Below are 20,855 nucleotides of genomic sequence, written 5' to 3'. Positions count from 1 at the left end.
TGCGTAGGTTCCTGAAGGCATTGAGTAACCTCGGGCGAGCTGCGGGTAATCAACAAGATTCAAAGCAGCTTTTATATTCACTCACCTCCCAAATGAGTTATCCCGAGGTAAGCGTTAGGAATTGTTCCGAAATAATTCCGACATTTCAGAGACTCGAAACTCCGTTCGTCCTGAGCCATTGAATCATGCAAAACAGAATAAATTCAGTCAATTTTAATTATGAAAGCTCACTCATTTCATGCTCAAGATCGTATTTTTTTATTTTACGATACAGTGTGGCGATGCCTATTCCCAGTTCATCTGCTACACGTTGCTTCCCTTCATTTTTGCAAAAAGAGCGAAGAGCCCGGCTTACCAGATGCTTTTCCATTCTCTCCAGATTAAAAGCTTCCTGATTTTGTACGCTTGATTGAGCCTCCTTATTATGAACATCACACTCATCGATTGTAACTGTTCAGCACCCCCACATAAATCTGGAATTTTCTGATTTTTATACCATCCTCTTAAGCACCATTTTTCCACAATATTCGCCAGCATGATTCCAGAACTACCCGCAACTATGTCGGCTGAGATTCTCTTGAAAGAGAATGCAGAGCTGCGGATGAGAGTTGCCTGTCTGGAAGAGCGATGTCGAGAATTGGAAGAAAAGGTTGGCAAGAACAGTCAAAACAGCAGCAAGCCGCCATCGTCTGATGGTTATCAAAAACCTTGTAAAAACAGTAATTCTCCAGATCATTCTGACGACCTTTCCGCAGATAAAGGTACCGATCCATCGGATGAAAAACCCAATCCTAAAAGTCTGAGACAGTCTTCTGGTAATAAAGCCGGTGGAAAGAAAGGGCATCAGGGCACTTGTCTTAAACAGGTCGATATCCCTGACTATATTGAGTACCTTCCGGTTAAAGAATGCAATAAATGTCAGGCGTCTCTTCTTGATAGTGAGCCGGTCAAATATATTGAACGACAGGTGTTTGAACCAGGGAGACCGGGTGAATTTGAAGTAACGGCCCATAGAGCTGAAGTAAAAATCTGCACTTGTGGTTGTCGGAATCAGGCTGAATTCCCGGAAGGTGTTACCGCTGCCGCACAATATGGCTCAGCCACACAGGCTATGGCCGTCTATCTTAACCAATACCATTTCCTGCCTTTTAAGCGCGTGTCAGAGTATTTTAATACTCTCTATAAAATGAGTGTAAGTGCAGGCACTGTCGCCAATTTTGTGGCCAGAACCTATGAAAATCTGGCTTCTACTGAAGAGGTTATTCGTGACGCCTTGCGGGAATCGTCTGTTGCCGGAGCCGATGAAACGGGTATGCGGGCCGAGGGCTCTTTGCACTGGCTACACGTTATGCGGGATGAACAATGGACGCTCTACTACTTGTCTGAAAAGCGAGGTCGTGAGGCCATGGACACGATGGGCATACTGCTAACATTTGCAGGCGTTCTGGTTCATGATCATTGGAAATCCTATTTTGCATATGCGGCAACTCACGTACTTTGCAATGCCCATCACCTGAGGGAGCTTTTGGGTGTTGTTGATAGGGACAGCAATCAACTGGCGTTGCGATTGATGAAGCTACTGAGGCTTTCCTGGCATTACTGCAAGGGCTTTAAGACCATAGGTATGCTACAGATGCCAAGTGTTGTCTGTGAACGAATCGAGAAGATTTATGACCGGTTGCTTCAGCGGGCTCTAATGAAAGAAGTCGTCTATATGGAGAAGCAACGAGAGGAGCTTAAGCGCAAGAAAGTCAAGAATACTAAAGCTTACAATCTCTTCAAACGACTCACTGAGTTCAAGGCTGAGACACTGCGCTTCATGTCAGATTTTACCATTCCCTTCGATAACAATGGCAGTGAGCGGGATGTTCGAATGGCCAAGTTAAAGCAGAAAATCTCAGGCTGCTTCAGGAGTGCAGACGGTGGTTCTATGTTTGCACGGATTCGCAGCTATTTGTCGTCTGCCAGAAAACAGGGAATGGACATATATCAATCACTTCATAGAGCTGTTCGGAATTACTGTAATATGCCTTTGCTCAGTGCTGAATAGTTACTGTTTTTCAGGCCCAGCTGGTGAGCCAGTTGGTCAAGAGAGCGAAGTGGTGTCGGTTGATAACCGGGAATGCGCTGGTGGAATTCACGGGCTATTCTGGCCACTTCAGTACTGAACAGTGGTGAAGATTCACCGTTAAAGAAGCGGTTAGGCTCCTGTTTTATGGATAAACTGAATTCTGACATGGCATGTGCCTCCCGAACACAAATGCTGGTCTGGCAGCGCTCCCTGCTGCCAGTTTGGCGGTCAGGGAGCGTTTCCCGAAAAATCAGGCGTCAACGCGACGGGCACCTTTTTTCATCAGGTTTTCCAGCACAACGTCCGGGTTGGCAAAGCGGCGGTTAAGGATCATGGAAGCGATGATGTAAGGCTTCCAGCCCGCTTCTTTGTAGGTGTCGATCAGGTATTTGTTGAATACCCCTTCGGTTACTTCACCCTCTTTACAGGAAACGCCGGTGATGTCTGCTGGCAGGCAGTGCATGTAAAGTGCTTCGCCATTGCGGGTATGCTTCATCATTTCTTCGGTGCAGTGCCAGTCTTTGTGCAGGGCGTTCTGGGCCAGACACTCCTGTTCCAGCGTTTTCAGACCCGCGTGGTCGCCTGCTTTCAGCAGGTCAGTACGACGGCCCATGACGTGGTAAGGCGCCCAGGACTTGGGATAGACAATATCGGCATCCTTGAAGGCTTCAGCCATGGTGCTGACCCGGGTGAAACTGCCGCCACTTTCTGCCGCCTGACGACCAGCTGTTTCAACCACTTCAGGAATCAGGTCATAGCCTTGTGGGTGAGCCAGGGTGACATCCATACCAAAGCGTGTCATCAGGCCGATAATGCCCTGTGGAACAGAGAGCGGCTTGCCGTAGCTTGGGGAGTAAGCCCAGGTCATGGCAATCTTCTTGCCTTTCAGGTTTTCCAGGCTGCCAAAGTGTTCGATCAGCCATGCCAGGTCAGCCATGCTCTGGGTCGGGTGGTCGATATCGCACTGCAGGTTAACCATGCCCGGACGCTGGGCCAGAACACCATGCTCCTTACCAAAATCCAGGGCGGCACCCACTTCACGCATATACTGGTTACCGTAACCCAGGTACATGTCGTCACGGATACCGATCACATCGGCACAGAAAGAGATCATGTTGGCGGTTTCACGAACGGTTTCGCCATGGGCAATCTGGGACTTTCCTTCGTCCAGGTCCTGAATGGCCAGACCCAGCATGTTACAGGCTGAGGTGAAGGAGAAACGGGTACGGGTAGAGTTATCACGGAACAGGGATACACCGAGGCCGCTGTCGAAAACTTTGGTAGAGATGTTTTCGTTGCGCAGCAGACGAAGGCCTTCTGCTACTTTCAATACCTGCTTCAATTCATCCGTAGACTGTTCCCAGGTCAGGAGAAAGTCTTTGGTATGCAGTTTGGTGTTCAGTGCCTTGATATCTTGCAGTAACTGGTCGAAATTGCTCACGGTATTTCCTTTTCTGAATATCAGATCCTTTGGGCGAAGGCTGCCCGAACTAAGACTGCACGAGCCAAAACTGCACGAGCCAAAACTGCACGCACTGAAACAGCGCTTTCGGATCTGGGGTTATTGTTTGACTGAGTCTGGCGCAGTTGAGAGGCGACCCAGGTAAATCAGTCAGGTGGTTATCTGGTAGCTTTTAATAGCCAACTTACGTGCCAACTTTGGTGAAGCGGCTGTGAGAAAAGGAAAACCCGGGGTGGCGTTGGATCTGTTCTGAACCTTATTATGCCCAGAGCCGTTGATAACCGTGGGGTTTGGGGGAGCCAGTTAAAAAACAGGTCAATAGCAGTGAGTCTGGCAAAGAAAAAAAGTGATTTGCAGCAACTTTTTATGTACCCCTTATTTACCACAACAGTGCGATTGGTTCGTTTTGATCTATCAGTTTGATAATTGCGAAGTACGCAGACAATCAAAGTGACAGCAACGCAGTTGAATACGGCAGGCCTTACGTCACCTGCCAAAGACATCAACAGAGGAGATTGAATAACAATTATTTCTCTGGTAGACGGTGCTTGATCATCTGCCCAAGGGTGAGAATATCTTTTCGAACCTCTTTAACCTGGCTTTCCACACCCTCAAGGCGCTGGTTAATGCCACCAAGCCATTCATTAGTACTACCGAGTCGTTCATTATTTTCATCCAGCCGTTCATTGGTTTCATCAAGGCGTTCGTTATTTTCACCAAGGCGTTCATTGGTTTCATTTAATCGCTCATAAGTTTCATCGACGCGTTCATGAGTGCCATCGACCAGTTTATTGGTCTCATCCAGCCGACCATTGATGGTGTCCAGATGTTCGCTGATATCATCGAGAATTTTGTGGGTGTTATTCATTAACTCACTGGTACGCTCAAAACCGGACAGCGTGGCCTGAGCCAGCTCAGAGACATCTTCCTTAACGCCGGTCACTTCTGCCTGAATACCCGACATGTTGACTTTGACGCCAATGATTTCATGCTGGTTTTTAAGTGCAATGTGTTTGATATCCGCCATCGCTTTTACCAGACCATGAATGGTGTTGTAGAGGGACTGGTGTTGCTTCTCCAGCATATCAACTCTTGTTTCTAGCGACATACAGCTACCTGTCTTTTGTTGTGTTATAAAGCCTTGTGTTAAACCATGTTGTAGTTAGACAGCCATGGAGCACTCGTATTAGAAGTTGTTGTAAAAGAGTGCTGTTTCTCAGCCTGATCTTCAGCTGGTGGGTTATATCGAATAAGCTGCGCACTGACTGCATGATCAGCATAGCAGAGCTTCAGAATGTCATCGGTTTTATTGATGAGAGAAATAAAAAGAGCGTTTTATAGTGGAATGGTGGTGTGGCTTAAATCGGTTATATCTACCTGTTTTAGAAAGCGCCAATTGCACCACGGAAATCACGAAGCGCACAAAGAAGCATTTTTTCCTCTGTGCTCAGGGTGATCCCCGTGGTTCAGAAGATTCAAACCGCAGACAGTTTCAATATGGCTTCAAGGACGCCGCCGGCTATGGCCCTGGCTTTATCAGAAACGGTGGTATGGTCAACACTGGTTCCACGGGGGTCAATATCACCAATTTTGAATCCCGGGGTGACTTCAGATCCTGTGCTGATCATACCGCGAACCTTGCCACCGATGCGGGTAATTACCGGCTGAGTTCCGTTGTCTGAACGGACCTGTGCAACCACCTGCCCTTCTTCGACCAGGTCACCAATGGCGACTGCCGGTGTGACGGTGCCCGCGCAGGGTGCACGTAATACCCGCTCTTCAGCGTAGCCCATGATCGTGCCGGGCTTGCCGGTATTGGGTTCAGCCGCTCCCTGGTAAATGACTCTGGCCAGGTTATGGCCCCGACAGGTCTCAATAACGGCATCTACATCCTGTCCTGCATGGAATCCGGGGCCAAGCGCGATGGTAATGGGGGCCATGTTCCGGTTGGTGCCCAGATTTTGCTTGGCCAGAATACCATCAACCAGTATGGCAGGTTTAAATTGACGGAGGGTCTGGCCATCCGGGTCGGCCATGATCGGGATACGACCATCACTCATTATTCGCACTGCATCAGCAACGGATCGTGCTTTGTGCGCAGTGATGCCCTCCACGGTTATCTGACCACTCTCGTTCAGTAATGCACCGGCAAAAGAAACATTGGTACGAATCACCGTTGGTTTTGGCAGGTCCAGCATAACCACTTTAAAGCCACTGTTATGCAGTTTGACGGCAGTACCGGATGCCAGGTCACCGGCACCACGGATCATCACCAGATTATCGTTACGGCTGTTTGTTGAGGACCGTGTTGCTGATTGTTCATCCCCTTTTCTGAGCCCTTTACCCCGGGACAATTTACCTCGAGATAAGGCCAGAATCTCCCCCATAATACTGACAGCAATTTCTTCCGGGCTTTCTGCGCCAATATCCAGACCTACCGGCGTGCGCACTTCCTGAAACCGTGCTTCGCTGATGCCGAGTTCAAGACATTTTTTATGCAGTGTTTCTACCTTGCGACGACTGGCCAGTTGGCCAATATACCGGGCCGAACTGTTGAGAATGGTGGGCAGTGCAATGGTGTCTTCATGGTTCGTTGCGATAATGACCTGAGTGTTATCTCTTATCGTGGCCTGGCTGATGGCATCCTGGATCGTTGCTCCCAGAATGAGTTGAGTATTGGGTGGAAACAGCCTGGCATTGAGATTGGGTTCCCAGGAGTCGACAACGGTGATCCGGTAACCCAGCTCGGAAGCCAGCTTTGCCACTGCCCGGTTCACATGCCCGCCACCGATCAATAGCATGTCCGGGCGGATGCCTTGCACATCTATATGGACGGTCATGGTGCCACCACAATCCATATCCATGGCATCTTTGCCGGTTCTGGACATACTGCCTTTGATGACTCTTGAGCGACCTTCCTTTAATGCGTCAATGGCTGCGCCGATCACATGACGCTCAATCATGCCGCCACCGATGGTTCCCCGGGTAGTGCCATCTTCCAGAACGAGAATAATGGCATCATGCCGGGGGGCGGACCCTTTGGTCTCTATAATAGAAGCTAGGGCAAAAGGGGTGTTTTGTTCATAGAGTCGTGCCGCTTCGGCAAAAATATTCATTGGTTTCCCCCATTAGCAAATTAACGCATTGTTTTTAGATGAATTCAGTGCTCCGGGTAGCTCTTCTATAAAGGGAACTGGCTGTTGCCGGAAACTGCTGATGACATAGTGATGGAGTGAGGGTGCAAAACGCTGCACAGATGCTATAAATTCTCTTGCATGCAGTTGCGCCGAAAGGTTATCAACCTGGTTGAGTAACCAGACCCTGCGTGCATTGCCCGGTGAATTTTTGAACAGACCTTGCGGATGATCAAGTAGCTGATATATCGCCATAGCAGTGGAGTTTTCTCCATCTGATAGCCCGGTAATGCTGGTGAACTCCTCCCACCGGTGGATATTATGTGGACTGATGGTATTACCCATACCGCTCCAGCCGGTCACACCGATAATGACCTGGCAGCCATTGGGGATGACGGGTTCATTTTTTCCAGGGGCTTTTAATGGACGTTGCCTGGAACCGTCCGCTTCTATGAGTATATTGTCGTATACATCAAGGCTGATCAGCCGCTGAATGGTGGCTGGGGACAGTCCTCGCAGCTTTTGAGGGTTTTTGTCTGGGAAGCCCGCCAGCGTGATGGACGCCCCCTTGGGTTTAATCTGAATCTGATTCAGTAAATTCTGTTCAATCAGCCGATCAACGTACTGGCCAAATCCCCCGGGAGCAGGTCGGAAAATCCGTGTTGTCGTGGTCAGCAGTACGCTGTGACCAGACTGCTTGAGCTGAAGAGCAAGATATTCCAGACAGCTGGTCTTTCCTCCGGCGCCGGTTGCCGCAATAATGCGATCTTCGACCGGGTCTATCCATGACAGGCTACCCGGAAAATTGAGCATAAGACTTTCCCTCAGACAGCCTTCTAAACTGATGAGACCTTCAGTATGTCAACGGATTCAACCAAACCTGTGGATTGCCTGGTCACTGCAGCAGGGCTCTCATCACGGATGGGGCGCTGGAAAATGATGCTCCCTTTCTCAACAAAAGAGTCAACAAGAGAGTCCACAAAAGAGTCCACAAGAACGCCCGGCAGAGACTCCAGCGAAGCGCAAGAGTGTGAAACCATTCTTGACTGCAGCATTGCCAACGCGCTCTGCTTCTGCCAACGGGTTATTCTGGTGACCGGCTACCGGGGTGAAGAAATTCACACACGTTATGAGCATCACCCGCGAATCAAACTGATCCATAATCCCGCGTATTACCTCGGACTTTTCAGCTCGATTCAAGCGGGTATCCGCCATTGCGAAACCGATTATCTGTTCATTACCCACGGTGATATGCCGCTGATCCCTCCCACGGTATTCTCCGAACTCTGGCGACAACGGGATATTGATACCCTTTTTCCCGTCGTCAGTGCTGATGATCAGCGACCGGGCCACCCTGTCCTTTTGTATCGCAGTGCGTTTGGCGCTGTACTGGACGCTCCTCCTCAGTCACGGATGAAATCCCTGTTGCTGGCGGGCTCCCATCGTTTTATCTCAGTGGGCACTGACGCTATTCACCAGGATATTGATACACCAGATCGTTACCGGCAGTTGCAGTTAGCATGACAGTATCAAGACACAGTTTCTGTGATACATGTCAAAATTCGTCACTGCTAAAAATAGTGGAACTTTGGCCTTATAAACCTGTCAGAGTGATGTGAGGTGTTTTTAGATTAAATCCCTTTCAGTGATAGGGCAGTCTATACTCAGGCAGCCTACTGGTTAAATTTCCGGGTAGAATTACCAGGACTGCACAGTAATGGGTTCCGGGCAGGTGATTCAACATGCAATCTAATGCGGCAACATCGTTCTCTTCTCTATCTCCCCTACCGGCGGCGAGTTCTCCTGACACGGATAACCCCCCTACCCGGGATGCTTCAACATCCGGTCGATTTGCTCATTGCCAGCCCAAGGCAATGGCAAGGGCCAATCAACTGTCAAAATCAGATCCTGCCCTTACCAATGATGTTGGTACAAAAAATACATCTACGTACAAGATTACAACGGTTAACGACGATCAATTAAAACAGATCATTGAATTTAAAAATCGTTTCTTGAAAACAATGATCCCGAAAATGTGCCTTAAATCGATAATGGAAGGTCTTAAATTATTTGCTAATGAAGATTATTTAGCCAGGCTAAGTTACCGTTAATGGTTGGAAGCACCAATGTTCAGTAATTCTGCTGATCAACCGGCCAACAGTTAATTTTTTTGCTGCCGTCAGTTCTCGCCTCCAGGCCAGATAATGGGGAAGGTAACGAGTTGCAACCCCTTGGAATACGCCGCCAATCCAGCGTTTTAAATGACTGTGATAAGAATTTACAGTCTGGATGTGGTAGATGCCTTCAACAACATGTTGACCTGCTGATGTCACCAGCTCCTTGAAGACAAATCCAAGCTTGTCAGCAAGTTTTTCGTGAGCGAGGTGTGCATCCGCACAGACCGTGGCCTGTATCGATATGCGGCCATTTAAATGCCTGCACAATTCATTAGCACTTTCGTTTTCTAATACACCGTCAACGGTATTTCGATTACGGTCCCGAGCCACCATTACCGGGACTTTTCGGGCTTTGTTGGGATCATTACCCCGCTTTCGGGTTGGCCGTGGAAGGCCTTCTCTTTGCCCTTTGAAGGATTCACGGAAAAATGTTTCATCAAGCTCAGTAATGCCACAAAGCTCTTCTGCTTGATCATTATTAATCACTTCAAGAAAGCGGTGACGCCAGCGGAACGCAGTTTTCAAGTCAATGGCATTCTCAGCAGCAGCTGGTCGCAAGACCATAGAGTGAGTCATACCTGCGAGGTACTTGTTCCATTTTTCAGGGTGCCTGAGCCTTGCCAAAGGCGTTCCACTAAAGGCGTTAAACGTTGAGTCGCAAGTCTTGCAGTGGTAGCGCTGTCGGCCATTTCGTATGCCCCAGCGACCAACGCTATGGCTTTTGCATTTGGGGCACCTGGGGTTTTCGGCAAATTGGGCAAGTATGCTCTTTTCTACGTCAGGTGTTGCATTATCGTTATTGGGTATAGATTCACTGTAAACAGGTTCAGAGTCAGTGGTTTCTACTACCTCGGTAACCTCTATTTGAGTACTAAGGAGCGAGTTGTTAAGAATGTCTCGCTGTTCACTGGTTAATGTTGAAATGGAATCAATAAAATTCTGGAAGAGTTCAGATTGCATATCACTCCCCTACAACGTAGATTTTATGGGAGTTTAGCTGATTCAACCATTAACGGTAACTTAGCCATTTAGCCATTTTGAAGCTGGCCAGTCATCAGGATAATAATGAATGCTATTTTGAACAGCTCAAAGCGTTTGAGCTGCCTGGGGGACTTCACTCTTCTGGTCACGAAGAAGATCTCAGGATATATCGGGCAATGGATAACCGTGACAGCCCTGAAAGTTATTTTCTGTTCAAAGAGCTGTTATTGATCGAAGCCATCGGCAACAATAGATTAGAACATGAGTTTGGCGTTTATTTTACCCCATCGTCTGTGTGGCTGACCCCGGTTGCGAACAAACTGAAGTCACTTGGGTGTAAAGCCGGGATCGAAGTAATGGGGGGGAAAGGTTATCTCTCGTATTTTCTCAAGACCTGCGGTTTCAAAATGAAAGTCAGTGATAATCAGGAAAGCCACCAACACCCTGATGCTGTTTCCCCTCCGGTATCTGTCAGAAAAGAAGATTCATACAAGACAGTGGAAGCCTTTAAGGACGCTGCTGACTTTCTGGTTATCAGTTGGCCTCCTCAGGTGAGATCAGATTTTCTTACAGAGCAATTTGTTCAGCCCCACGACTACCTGATACTCAGATTATGGGGAGAAAAAAAGCCGGTATTATATGTGGGTGAACGGCTAGATCAATATGGAAAGAATGGTGCCACCGGAAGTCATTCTTTTCATCATCATCTGAATACCTATTTTACTGCCTGCAAATTTCCAGAATATCAGGGCAGACATCTTGGTTCCGTTGATGAAGCTATTATTTTCATACCGAATGGAAAAAAAATAGTGACAGTGAACGACAATCAGCAAAATGAATGTAAACAGATGTAAGAACTGCAGTCCACTTCCTGCTTGTTGCCTTCCAGTTTAATAAACTGATTAAATCTACTTCAGTAATTGGTTCAAACAGGTGATTCAATATGCAACCCAATACGTCTGTATCGTCCTCCCCTTTATTGCCCCTATTGGCGGAGAGTTCTCCTGATGTCGGTCAACCCCTTGGCCGTAAAGCCTCTAAATCCGGTCGATTTGCTGATTGTCAGTCTATGGCATTAGCAGGGGGGAGGAATCAATTTCCAAAACCGGACCACACCTCAACCAATGAGGCGGGCACAAAAAGTACCGATCTCTATCAAATTACATCGGTTAATGAAAATCAATTGAAACAGGTCGAAGAACTTAAAAATCGTTTCTATAAAAATAACCTTAAAACATTGGGTCATGAAATGATAATGGAAGGTCTTAAATTATTTGTAAAAGATGATTACTTGTCCATTTTAAAGCTGGCCAGTCATCAGGATAATAACGAATGTTATTTTGATCAGCTCAAAGCATCTGAGTTGCCCAGTGGGCTTCATACTCTGGGGCACGAAGAAGATCTCAGGATATATCAGTCACTGGAGAATAAAGATAGCCCTGAGGAATATCAGTTGTGCAAAGAAATGTTGTTGAAGGAAGCCATCGGTAAAAGCAGGTTAAGAAAAGAGTTTGGTGTTAAATTTACACTATCATCCATGTGGCTGGATCCCGTTGCGGATAAACTGAGATCGCTAGGGTGTAAAACCGGGATCGAAGTAATGGCGGGTAAAGGATATCTCTCTTACTTTCTTATTAACACGTACGGTTTTAAGATGAGAGCGAGTGATAGAACGGTTAGTTACCAGCGCTCTGATGCTGCTTCCCCTGCCGGATTTATTCGCAAAGAAAATCCATGCAAGACAGTGAAAGCCTTTAAGGACACGGCTGATTTTCTGGTGATCAGTTGGCCTCCACGCGCAACACCACCCCCTTCTCCAGAAGAGTTGTTAGCTCCGCCCGTTGATTACCAGGTACTTGTGTCATGGGGTGTGGAAAAGCCCGTATTATTCGTGGGTGAACGTCCCAATAAAGATGGTAAAAACCTTTCCACGGGCAGTCATTCATTTCATTATCATCTGAATACTTATTTTACTGCTTGTAAATTCCCACAATATCATGGCAGGTATGTTGGAGCTCTTGATGAGGCTATTATTTTCATACCGAATGGAAAAAGTCAGTGACACCGGGGGAGGCTACCGGGGGCCATCGTTCGGATGAATGTCAACCGCTGTAGGCAATGAACGTATCGATCATTTAAATCGGGAAAAACTGCTCTGGCTCAAAGCACTGAGCCCTTCTGAAATGGACAATAAAGGGCTAATCACACAAGAAGAACCCCAAAGATGCAGTCCACTTCCCGCTTGATGTCCATCCAGTCCACGGTGCTCCGTTTTGTCCAGGTCCTCTCCAGAATGTTGAATCTGGATGTGGAAGTGGTGGATGACAATCTGGTGCGGATTGCCGGTACTGGCCCCTATTCCAGCGACCTTGGTCGTCCATTGACTACGGGAACCAATGCGTTCAAGTCGGTCATCAGTACCCGCCGTCATAAAGTGATCGAACGCGCTGGCAAGGACCCGGAGTGTTTGATGTGCAGCCGACGTGTGGGCTGCAGGGAAAAAGCATTTCTTGGGGTACCGGTTATCTTTCACGGTGACTGTATTGGTGTGATCAGTCTGGTCTGTTTCAGTGAAGAGCAGAGGGAAAAACTGCTGGGTAACATTGACTTCTATATTGAGTCCATTGAAAACACTGCACAGTTGTTTATTGCCAAAACCATGGAGAGTATTTACCACGATAAAGTACGCCGCAGTGAAAGGATGCTCAAGGAGGTAGGGGAAGATCTGGTGGAAGGACTGTTGGAGCTGGACAGCAAGGGGTTCTGCCAGCATATGAATGCAGCGGCCCGAATGTTACTGGGGATTGAGTCTAATAACCGGGCCAATGCCTATAACCAGATAAACAGTGTACAGGTCAGGCCTTTTGGCAGAACAAAAGAAGGAAATCACCAACAGGAAGAGTTTATTGTTCAGATAGCCGACCAGGAAAAAATACTGCCGGGGCGAATGTTAATACTCGATGAACGCCGCTTCCTGGCTAAGTTACCGTTAATGGTTGGAAGCACCAATGTTCAGTAATTCTGCTGATCAACCGGCCAACAGTTAATTTTTTTGCTGCCGTCAGTTCTCGCCTCCAGGCCAGATAATGGGGAAGGTAACGAGTTGCAACCCCTTGGAATACGCCGCCAATCCAGCGTTTTAAATGACTGTGATAAGAATTTACAGTCTGGATGTGGTAGATGCCTTCAACAACATGTTGACCTGCTGATGTCACCAGCTCCTTGAAGACAAATCCAAGCTTGTCAGCAAGTTTTTCGTGAGCGAGGTGTGCATCCGCACAGACCGTGGCCTGTATCGATATGCGGCCATTTAAATGCCTGCACAATTCATTAGCACTTTCGTTTTCTAATACACCGTCAACGGTATTTCGATTACGGTCCCGAGCCACCATTACCGGGACTTTTCGGGCTTTGTTGGGATCATTACCCCGCTTTCGGGTTGGCCGTGGAAGGCCTTCTCTTTGCCCTTTGAAGGATTCACGGAAAAATGTTTCATCAAGCTCAGTAATGCCACAAAGCTCTTCTGCTTGATCATTATTAATCACTTCAAGAAAGCGGTGACGCCAGCGGAACGCAGTTTTCAAGTCAATGGCATTCTCAGCAGCAGCTGGTCGCAAGACCATAGAGTGAGTCTACCTGCGAGGTACTTGTTCCATTTTTCAGGGTGCCTGAGCCTTGCCAAAGGCGTTCCACTAAAGGCGTTAAACGTTGAGTCGCAAGTCTTGCAGTGGTAGCGCTGTCGGCCATTTCGTATGCCCCAGCGACCAACGCTATGGCTTTTGCATTTGGGGCACCTGGGGTTTTCGGCAAATTGGGCAAGTATGCTCTTTTCTACGTCAGGTGTTGCATTATCGTTATTGGGTATAGATTCACTGTAAACAGGTTCAGAGTCAGTGGTTTCTACTACCTCGGTAACCTCTATTTGAGTACTAAGGAGCGAGTTGTTAAGAATGTCTCGCTGTTCACTGGTTAATGTTGAAATGGAATCAATAAAATTCTGGAAGAGTTCAGATTGCATATCACTCCCCTACAACGTAGATTTTATGGGAGTTTAGCTGATTCAACCATTAACGGTAACTTAGCCCCGCTTCCTGGTCCTTAAAGCACAATTTCTTGCGCAGGTATCTGCACAAGGAGTAAAGCCTTTTTCTGACAAAAGAACGGAGGTAACTATTCAGCACTGAGCAAAGGCATATTACAGTAATTCCGAACAGCTCTATGAAGTGATTGATATATGTCCATTCCCTGTTTTCTGGCAGACGACAAATAGCTGCGAATCCGTGCAAACATAGAACCACCGTCTGCACTCCTGAAGCAGCCTGAGATTTTCTGCTTTAACTTGGCCATTCGAACATCCCGCTCACTGCCATTGTTATCGAAGGGAATGGTAAAATCTGACATGAAGCGCAGTGTCTCAGCCTTGAACTCAGTGAGTCGTTTGAAGAGATTGTAAGCTTTAGTATTCTTGACTTTCTTGCGCTTAAGCTCCTCTCGTTGCTTCTCCATATAGACGACTTCTTTCATTAGAGCCCGCTGAAGCAACCGGTCATAAATCTTCTCGATTCGTTCACAGACAACACTTGGCATCTGTAGCATACCTATGGTCTTAAAGCCCTTGCAGTAATGCCAGGAAAGCCTCAGTAGCTTCATCAATCGCAACGCCAGTTGATTGCTGTCCCTATCAACAACACCCAAAAGCTCCCTCAGGTGATGGGCATTGCAAAGTACGTGAGTTGCCGCATATGCAAAATAGGATTTCCAATGATCATGAACCAGAACGCCTGCAAATGTTAGCAGTATGCCCATCGTGTCCATGGCCTCACGACCTCGCTTTTCAGACAAGTAGTAGAGCGTCCATTGTTCATCCCGCATAACGTGTAGCCAGTGCAAAGAGCCCTCGGCCCGCATACCCGTTTCATCGGCTCCGGCAACAGACGATTCCCGCAAGGCGTCACGAATAACCTCTTCAGTAGAAGCCAGATTTTCATAGGTTCTGGCCACAAAATTGGCGACAGTGCCTGCACTTACACTCATTTTATAGAGAGTATTAAAATACTCTGACACGCGCTTAAAAGGCAGGAAATGGTATTGGTTAAGATAGACGGCCATAGCCTGTGTGGCTGAGCCATATTGTGCGGCAGCGGTAACACCTTCCGGGAATTCAGCCTGATTCCGACAACCACAAGTGCAGATTTTTACTTCAGCTCTATGGGCCGTTACTTCAAATTCACCCGGTCTCCCTGGTTCAAACACCTGTCGTTCAATATATTTGACCGGCTCACTATCAAGAAGAGACGCCTGACATTTATTGCATTCTTTAACCGGAAGGTACTCAATATAGTCAGGGATATCGACCTGTTTAAGACAAGTGCCCTGATGCCCTTTCTTTCCACCGGCTTTATTACCAGAAGACTGTCTCAGACTTTTAGGATTGGGTTTTTCATCCGATGGATCGGTACCTTTATCTGCGGAAAGGTCGTCAGAATGATCTGGAGAATTACTGTTTTTACAAGGTTTTTGATAACCATCAGACGATGGCGGCTTGCTGCTGTTTTGACTGTTCTTGCCAACCTTTTCTTCCAATTCTCGACATCGCTCTTCCAGACAGGCAACTCTCATCCGCAGCTCTGCATTCTCTTTCAAGAGAATCTCAGCCGACATAGTTGCGGGTAGTTCTGGAATCATGCTGGCGAATATTGTGGAAAAATGGTGCTTAAGAGGATGGTATAAAAATCAGAAAATTCCAGATTTATGTGGGGGTGCTGAACAGTTACGAACGGAGATAGTCGGCGAATCTTTTGCGGTAAAAAAACTGCGCAAGCAGATTGCACGAATTGCATCCAGTCCCTCCAGTGTGTTGATCCGTGGAGAAAGCGGTACCGGCAAAGAGGTGGTGGCGCGAATGATTCATGAGTCAGGCAACCGTGCAGACCGGCCATTTGTTGCTATTAACTGTGCTGCCATTCCCGAGCAGCTTCTGGAAAGTGAGTTGTTTGGTTATGCCAGGGGCGCGTTTACCGGTGCATCTAACCAGGGGCGGGAAGGTCTGGTGAAAAAGGCCGATGGGGGTACACTCTTTCTGGATGAAATCGGCGATATGCCTCTGCACCTGCAGGCAAAGTTGCTGCGAGTCCTGGACCGAAGGGAAATTACTCCGGTCGGTGCCTCCAATGTTATTCCAGTGGATATCCGGGTTATTTCAGCCACTCACCAAAACTTCGAAAGCCTGCTCAGCACTAAACAGTTCAGAGAGGATCTTTTTTACCGTCTGAATGTGATTCCCCTGGAACTACCACCACTGTGTGACCGGCCTGGTGATGTTACTTTGCTTGTTAACTTTTTTGTAACTATTCAGCACTGAGCAAAGGCATATTACAGTAATTCCGAACAGCTCTATGAAGTGATTGATATATGTCCATTCCCTGTTTTCTGGCAGACGACAAATAGCTGCGAATCCGTGCAAACATAGAACCACCGTCTGCACTCCTGAAGCAGCCTGAGATTTTCTGCTTTAACTTGGCCATTCGAACATCCCGCTCACTGCCATTGTTATCGAAGGGAATGGTAAAATCTGACATGAAGCGCAGTGTCTCAGCCTTGAACTCAGTGAGTCGTTTGAAGAGATTGTAAGCTTTAGTATTCTTGACTTTCTTGCGCTTAAGCTCCTCTCGTTGCTTCTCCATATAGACGACTTCTTTCATTAGAGCCCGCTGAAGCAACCGGTCATAAATCTTCTCGATTCGTTCACAGACAACACTTGGCATCTGTAGCATACCTATGGTCTTAAAGCCCTTGCAGTAATGCCAGGAAAGCCTCAGTAGCTTCATCAATCGCAACGCCAGTTGATTGCTGTCCCTATCAACAACACCCAAAAGCTCCCTCAGGTGATGGGCATTGCAAAGTACGTGAGTTGCCGCATATGCAAAATAGGATTTCCAATGATCATGAACCAGAACGCCTGCAAATGTTAGCAGTATGCCCATCGTGTCCATGGCCTCACGACCTCGCTTTTCAGACAAGTAGTAGAGCGTCCATTGTTCATCCCGCATAACGTGTAGCCAGTGCAAAGAGCCCTCGGCCCGCATACCCGTTTCATCGGCTCCGGCAACAGACGATTCCCGCAAGGCGTCACGAATAACCTCTTCAGTAGAAGCCAGATTTTCATAGGTTCTGGCCACAAAATTGGCGACAGTGCCTGCACTTACACTCATTTTATAGAGAGTATTAAAATACTCTGACACGCGCTTAAAAGGCAGGAAATGGTATTGGTTAAGATAGACGGCCATAGCCTGTGTGGCTGAGCCATATTGTGCGGCAGCGGTAACACCTTCCGGGAATTCAGCCTGATTCCGACAACCACAAGTGCAGATTTTTACTTCAGCTCTATGGGCCGTTACTTCAAATTCACCCGGTCTCCCTGGTTCAAACACCTGTCGTTCAATATATTTGACCGGCTCACTATCAAGAAGAGACGCCTGACATTTATTGCATTCTTTAACTGGAAGGTACTCAATATAGTCAGGGATATCGACCTGTTTAAGACAAGTGCCCTGATGCCCTTTCTTTCCACCGGCTTTATTACCAGAAGACTGTCTCAGACTTTTAGGATTGGGTTTTTCATCCGATGGATCGGTACCTTTATCTGCGGAAAGGTCGTCAGAATGATCTGGAGAATTACTGTTTTTACAAGGTTTTTGATAACCATCAGACGATGGCGGCTTGCTGCTGTTTTGACTGTTCTTGCCAACCTTTTCTTCCAATTCTCGACATCGCTCTTCCAGACAGGCAACTCTCATCCGCAGCTCTGCATTCTCTTTCAAGAGAATCTCAGCCGACATAGTTGCGGGTAGTTCTGGAATCATGCTGGCGAATATTGTGGAAAAATGGTGCTTAAGAGGATGGTATAAAAATCAGAAAATTCCAGATTTATGTGGGGGTGCTGAACAGTTACGAAAAACATTCTGGTCAAAGACGAATCCTACCGTTTCGGCCTGAACGCATTCAAAGTGCTCGGTGGCTCTTACGCCATTGGTCAGTGTGTCAGTAACCAACTGGGCATCCCTCTTGAACAATTCAGCTTTGATAGCCTGAAAGGACAGGAGCCTATTACCTTTGCCACAGCAACCGATGGCAACCATGGCCGTGGTGTGGCCTGGGCTGCCATGCAGCTTGGCCAGAATGCCGTTGTCTACATGCCCAAAGGAGCAGCCAAAGAACGTGTAGAGAACATTCGTCGTTTAGGTGCCGAGTGCATTGTTACCGACCTGAATTATGACGATGCGGTCCGACTTGCCTGCAAAAATGCCGATGAAAATGGCTGGCTGATGGTTCAGGACACGGCCTGGGAAGGGTATACCGAAATCCCGACCTGGATCATGCAGGGATACATGACCATGGCTGATGAAGCCGTTGAGCAGATGCAGGTCATGGGCATTGACCGACCCACTCATACCATCCTGCAGGCCGGTGTGGGTGCCATGGCCGGTGGTGTCCTCGGTTACCTGGCCAACCGTTTCGGGGCTGACCGCTTTACCGGCATTACCGCAGAACCCCATCAGGCGGACTGTATTTATCAGTCGGGCTGCAGTGGCGATGGTTCCGCCGTCAATGTTACCGGGGATCTGGATACCATGATGGTAGGCCTGGCCTGTGGTGAGCCGAATCCTCTGGGCTGGGAGGTAATGAGAAACTGCAGCCGTCACTTCATGTCCGTTGAAGACCGTACCGCAGCGCTTGGTATGCGTATCCAGGCCAGTCCATTGCCTGGTGATGAACGGATTATCGCGGGTGAATCCGGTGCTATCGGAGTCGGTACGCTTTACGCCATCGCACACCACCCCGATGCCAAAACCCTCATGAAAGACCTGGGGCTTGACCAGAATTCGGTTGTCCTGTTGTTCAATACCGAGGGCGACACCGACCCGGTTAATTACCAGGATGTGGTCTGGGAAGGCAAATACGGCATCTGATAAACAAACATCTCTCGTTCCCACGCTCCGCGTGGGAATGCATACACCAACTCTCAGATCACTCTGACAGTTGGGGAGATATAAACATTTCCGTTATGGATTCCCACGCAAGACCCACATGGCCTAAAAACGCGGGAACCAGAAGAAGACAGAAAACACAAACAAGGAAACACGACCATGTCTAAAGAATTAAAAATCCCATTTGCTGAAATCCTGAAAAAAGCCGAAGAGTACAAACCCGATATGACCCGCTTTCTGCGGGACATGATCGCTATTCCCAGTGAATCCTGTGATGAAGAGAAAGTGGTTCTGCGCATCAAGGAAGAGATGGAAAAGGTGGGCTTCGATAAGGTCGATATCGATCCACAGGGCAACGTGCTTGGCTATATCGGCCACGGCAAGCACATTATCGCCATGGACGCCCATATCGATACCGTTGGTGTCGGCAACCTGAACAACTGGACCTTCGACCCCTATGAAGGTTACGAAGATGAAGAAACCATCGGTGGCCGTGGTGCATCTGACCAGGAAGGCGGTATGGCTTCCATGGTTTACGCCGGTAAGATCATCAAGGACCTGGGCCTGGAAGACGACTACACACTGGTAGTAACCGGCACCGTCCAGGAAGAAGACTGTGATGGTCTGTGCTGGCAGTACATCATCAATGAAACCGGCCTGCGTCCGGAGTTTGTGGTCAGTACTGAACCTACTGACTGCAATATCTACCGTGGCCAGCGCGGCCGTATGGAAATCCGCGTTGATGTCAGCGGTATCAGCTGTCACGGCTCGGCGCCAGAACGTGGTGACAATGCCATCTTCAAGATGGACCCGATCCTGAACGAGATCCATGAACTGTCCAATAATCTGGGCGATGATGAGTTCCTGGGCAAAGGAACCCTGACCGTTTCGGAAGTCTTCTTCACCTCACCAAGCCGCTGTGCCGTTGCGGATAGCTGCGCTATCTCCATCGACCGTCGTCTGACCTGGGGCGAAACCTGGGAGGGTGCGCTGGATGAGATCCGTGCACTGCCGGCCGTCAAGGCTGCAGATGCCAAAGTTTCCATGTACAACTATGACCGCCCTGCCTACACCGGTCTGGTTTATGAAACCGAGTGCTACTTCCCTGCATGGGTACTGCCAGAAGACCACCTGGTCACCAAAGTCACCAGCGATTGCTTCGAACTTCTCTTCGATAAGAAGCCGCTGGTGGATAAGTGGACTTTCTCCACCAATGGCGTTTCCATCATGGGTCGCTATGGTATCCCGGTGGTTGGTTTTGGTCCCGGTAAAGAGCCTGAGGCCCATGCGCCAAATGAGAAGACCTGGAAAGACCACCTGGTGAAGTGTGCTGCCATGTATGCCGCTATTCCCGGTATGTACCTGCACAATCTTGAAAAACCTTGAACTTGAAAAACCTTGAAAAACAAAAACACACTGGCCGGTTCCCGATAAGGGGGCTGGCCTGTATTGTTGATTTCCGGACTCATTCCTACGGTTTCGAGGTTGTCACAAAACCCTCCGAACATTGGCTTCGAAGGGGACAGTGATCACAAGGCACTCCAACGTAAACCCATTGCGCCCTTGGCCGATCGGGGTTCCCGGGCTTATAGAGTAGCCTTGGCTGTTGACCAATACTGATGGCTTATCCGATGCGGCATACCCCCGTACCCGCTTCATTTTCTGAACGACAGCCTCGGGCTCAACCCACATAGGTCAAAAATTGCCGGTGCACGCGAATAGGCTTTCCATTTCCAACAGGAAGGTGGTCAGTTTTATTGAACTATCGTATTTTTTTTCAGTCCTATCGGTATTACTAATTTATTAATACTGTTTTTTTGTGCATGGATACTGTTGTCGGATCGCCTTCTCATATTCCTACAGAAGATAGGAATGCGCCTACAGAACATAATATCTGTGTTATTTGTCTTGAGCCTTTTCCTGGTCGTACTGTGGCGCCCACGGTTGTCAAAACCCACTGCGGCCATCGCTACGACCTTAGCTGCGTTTCCAGGTGGTTCGACGAACAGCAAAAGAAGGGCGTCGCCACACGGAGTTGTGCGT

The 20,855-nt window shown here is 48.1% G+C and carries 20 protein-coding genes and 2 pseudogenes; 11 read left to right on the top strand and 11 right to left on the bottom strand.

Annotated elements, in window-relative coordinates:
• Positions 1–217 precede the first annotated feature (217 nt).
• Positions 218–370, bottom strand: coding sequence for a helix-turn-helix domain-containing protein (locus MJO57_RS05865; protein WP_252023695.1), 153 nt, complete (start codon positions 368–370; stop codon positions 218–220).
• Positions 352–537 (bottom strand): hypothetical protein, encoded by a 186-nt coding sequence (locus MJO57_RS05860; protein WP_252023693.1) that lies wholly within the window; start codon positions 535–537, stop codon positions 352–354. The genes MJO57_RS05865 and MJO57_RS05860 overlap by 19 nt, the downstream gene beginning before the upstream one ends.
• Between MJO57_RS05860 and MJO57_RS05855 the strand changes: the two genes are divergently transcribed.
• On the top strand, positions 536–2,050 hold the full coding sequence (locus MJO57_RS05855; RefSeq protein WP_252017330.1) for an IS66 family transposase: 1,515 nt from the start codon (positions 536–538) through the stop codon (positions 2,048–2,050). The two genes, MJO57_RS05860 and MJO57_RS05855, sit on opposite strands and share 2 nt — an antisense overlap.
• Here the strand turns inward: MJO57_RS05855 and MJO57_RS05850 are convergent.
• The 5 genes from MJO57_RS05850 to yqeC all read right to left on the bottom strand — a co-directional run bounded on the left by MJO57_RS05850 (position 2,017) and on the right by yqeC (position 7,480).
• The gene (locus MJO57_RS05850; protein ID WP_252023692.1) at positions 2,017–2,238 is read right to left on the bottom strand and encodes a hypothetical protein; all 222 of its coding nucleotides are present in this window, start codon (positions 2,236–2,238) and stop codon (positions 2,017–2,019) included. The two genes, MJO57_RS05855 and MJO57_RS05850, sit on opposite strands and share 34 nt — an antisense overlap.
• 83 nt (positions 2,239–2,321) lie before the next feature.
• Positions 2,322–3,512 carry a knotted carbamoyltransferase YgeW gene (ygeW, locus tag MJO57_RS05845; protein WP_252023690.1) on the bottom strand — a complete coding sequence of 397 codons (1,191 nt, stop codon included), beginning with the start codon at positions 3,510–3,512 and terminating at the stop codon, positions 2,322–2,324.
• Positions 3,513–4,059: 547 nt separating this feature from the next.
• Positions 4,060–4,641 (bottom strand): hypothetical protein, encoded by a 582-nt coding sequence (locus MJO57_RS05840; protein ID WP_252023688.1) that lies wholly within the window; start codon positions 4,639–4,641, stop codon positions 4,060–4,062.
• 367 nt (positions 4,642–5,008) lie between these two features.
• A complete protein-coding gene (gene yqeB / locus MJO57_RS05835) occupies positions 5,009–6,649 on the bottom strand; it encodes a selenium-dependent molybdenum cofactor biosynthesis protein YqeB (RefSeq protein ID WP_252023686.1) in 1,641 nt (546 codons plus the stop codon).
• Positions 6,650–6,661: 12 nt separating this feature from the next.
• Positions 6,662–7,480 (bottom strand): selenium cofactor biosynthesis protein YqeC, encoded by an 819-nt coding sequence (gene yqeC, locus MJO57_RS05830; protein ID WP_252023684.1) that lies wholly within the window; start codon positions 7,478–7,480, stop codon positions 6,662–6,664.
• Between the two features lie 45 nt (positions 7,481–7,525).
• On the opposite strand from yqeC, the gene MJO57_RS05825 reads away from it, so the two are divergent.
• Together MJO57_RS05825 and MJO57_RS05820 are read left to right on the top strand one after the other, a co-directional pair.
• Positions 7,526–8,191, top strand: coding sequence for an NTP transferase domain-containing protein (locus tag MJO57_RS05825; RefSeq protein ID WP_252023682.1), 666 nt, complete (start codon positions 7,526–7,528; stop codon positions 8,189–8,191).
• Positions 8,192–8,409: 218 nt separating this feature from the next.
• Complete coding sequence (locus tag MJO57_RS05820; RefSeq protein ID WP_252023680.1) at positions 8,410–8,778, top strand: hypothetical protein; 369 nt, start codon at positions 8,410–8,412, stop codon at positions 8,776–8,778.
• Here the strand turns inward: MJO57_RS05820 and MJO57_RS05815 are convergent.
• Complete coding sequence (locus MJO57_RS05815) at positions 8,764–9,804, bottom strand: IS1595 family transposase (RefSeq protein WP_252017335.1); 1,041 nt, start codon at positions 9,802–9,804, stop codon at positions 8,764–8,766. The genes MJO57_RS05820 and MJO57_RS05815 overlap by 15 nt on opposite strands.
• A 77-nt stretch (positions 9,805–9,881) precedes the next feature.
• On the opposite strand from MJO57_RS05815, the gene MJO57_RS05810 reads away from it, so the two are divergent.
• From MJO57_RS05810 to MJO57_RS05800, 3 genes are all read left to right on the top strand, one after another.
• Positions 9,882–10,679, top strand: a complete 798-nt coding sequence (locus MJO57_RS05810; RefSeq protein WP_252023678.1) for a hypothetical protein — start codon at positions 9,882–9,884, stop codon at positions 10,677–10,679.
• Positions 10,680–10,768: 89 nt separating this feature from the next.
• Entirely contained in the window at positions 10,769–11,887 is a 1,119-nt protein-coding gene (locus MJO57_RS05805) for a hypothetical protein (RefSeq protein WP_252023676.1), read from the top strand.
• Between the two features lie 162 nt (positions 11,888–12,049).
• Positions 12,050–12,844, top strand: coding sequence for a hypothetical protein (locus MJO57_RS05800; RefSeq protein ID WP_252023674.1), 795 nt, complete (start codon positions 12,050–12,052; stop codon positions 12,842–12,844).
• Here the strand turns inward: MJO57_RS05800 and MJO57_RS05795 are convergent.
• Positions 12,804–13,843 (bottom strand): annotated as a pseudogene (locus MJO57_RS05795) (IS1595 family transposase). The gene MJO57_RS05800 and the pseudogene MJO57_RS05795 sit on opposite strands and share 41 nt — an antisense overlap.
• A 152-nt stretch (positions 13,844–13,995) precedes the next feature.
• Positions 13,996–15,510 carry an IS66 family transposase gene (locus MJO57_RS05790; RefSeq protein WP_252017330.1) on the bottom strand — a complete coding sequence of 505 codons (1,515 nt, stop codon included), beginning with the start codon at positions 15,508–15,510 and terminating at the stop codon, positions 13,996–13,998.
• On the opposite strand from MJO57_RS05790, the gene MJO57_RS05785 reads away from it, so the two are divergent.
• Positions 15,509–16,186: a sigma-54 factor interaction domain-containing protein gene (locus tag MJO57_RS05785; RefSeq protein ID WP_305881908.1), complete on the top strand. Its 678-nt coding sequence runs from the start codon at positions 15,509–15,511 to the stop codon at positions 16,184–16,186. The genes MJO57_RS05790 and MJO57_RS05785 overlap by 2 nt on opposite strands.
• On the opposite strand, the gene MJO57_RS05780 is transcribed toward MJO57_RS05785, so the two are convergent.
• Positions 16,173–17,687, bottom strand: coding sequence for an IS66 family transposase (locus MJO57_RS05780; RefSeq protein ID WP_252017330.1), 1,515 nt, complete (start codon positions 17,685–17,687; stop codon positions 16,173–16,175). The two genes, MJO57_RS05785 and MJO57_RS05780, sit on opposite strands and share 14 nt — an antisense overlap.
• Between MJO57_RS05780 and MJO57_RS32655 the strand changes: the two genes are divergently transcribed.
• From MJO57_RS32655 to MJO57_RS33160, 4 genes and pseudogenes are all read left to right on the top strand, one after another.
• On the top strand, positions 17,686–17,820 hold the full coding sequence (locus MJO57_RS32655; protein WP_256493239.1) for a hypothetical protein: 135 nt from the start codon (positions 17,686–17,688) through the stop codon (positions 17,818–17,820). The genes MJO57_RS05780 and MJO57_RS32655 overlap by 2 nt on opposite strands.
• An 11-nt stretch (positions 17,821–17,831) precedes the next feature.
• Positions 17,832–18,794, top strand: a complete 963-nt coding sequence (locus MJO57_RS05775) for a diaminopropionate ammonia-lyase (protein WP_252023672.1) — start codon at positions 17,832–17,834, stop codon at positions 18,792–18,794.
• A 177-nt stretch (positions 18,795–18,971) separates the two neighbouring features.
• A complete protein-coding gene (locus tag MJO57_RS05770; protein ID WP_252023670.1) occupies positions 18,972–20,198 on the top strand; it encodes a YgeY family selenium metabolism-linked hydrolase in 1,227 nt (408 codons plus the stop codon).
• 437 nt (positions 20,199–20,635) lie between these two features.
• A pseudogene (locus MJO57_RS33160) lies at positions 20,636–20,851 on the top strand (RING finger domain-containing protein); the annotation flags it as partial.
• Positions 20,852–20,855 lie beyond the last annotated feature (4 nt).

The organism is Endozoicomonas sp. SCSIO W0465, from assembly GCF_023716865.1.
In the GTDB taxonomy this organism is placed as follows: domain Bacteria; phylum Pseudomonadota; class Gammaproteobacteria; order Pseudomonadales; family Endozoicomonadaceae; genus Endozoicomonas.
The sequence above is the reverse complement of the archived record's forward strand: the minus strand, read 5'-3'. Positions and strand labels throughout refer to the sequence as shown.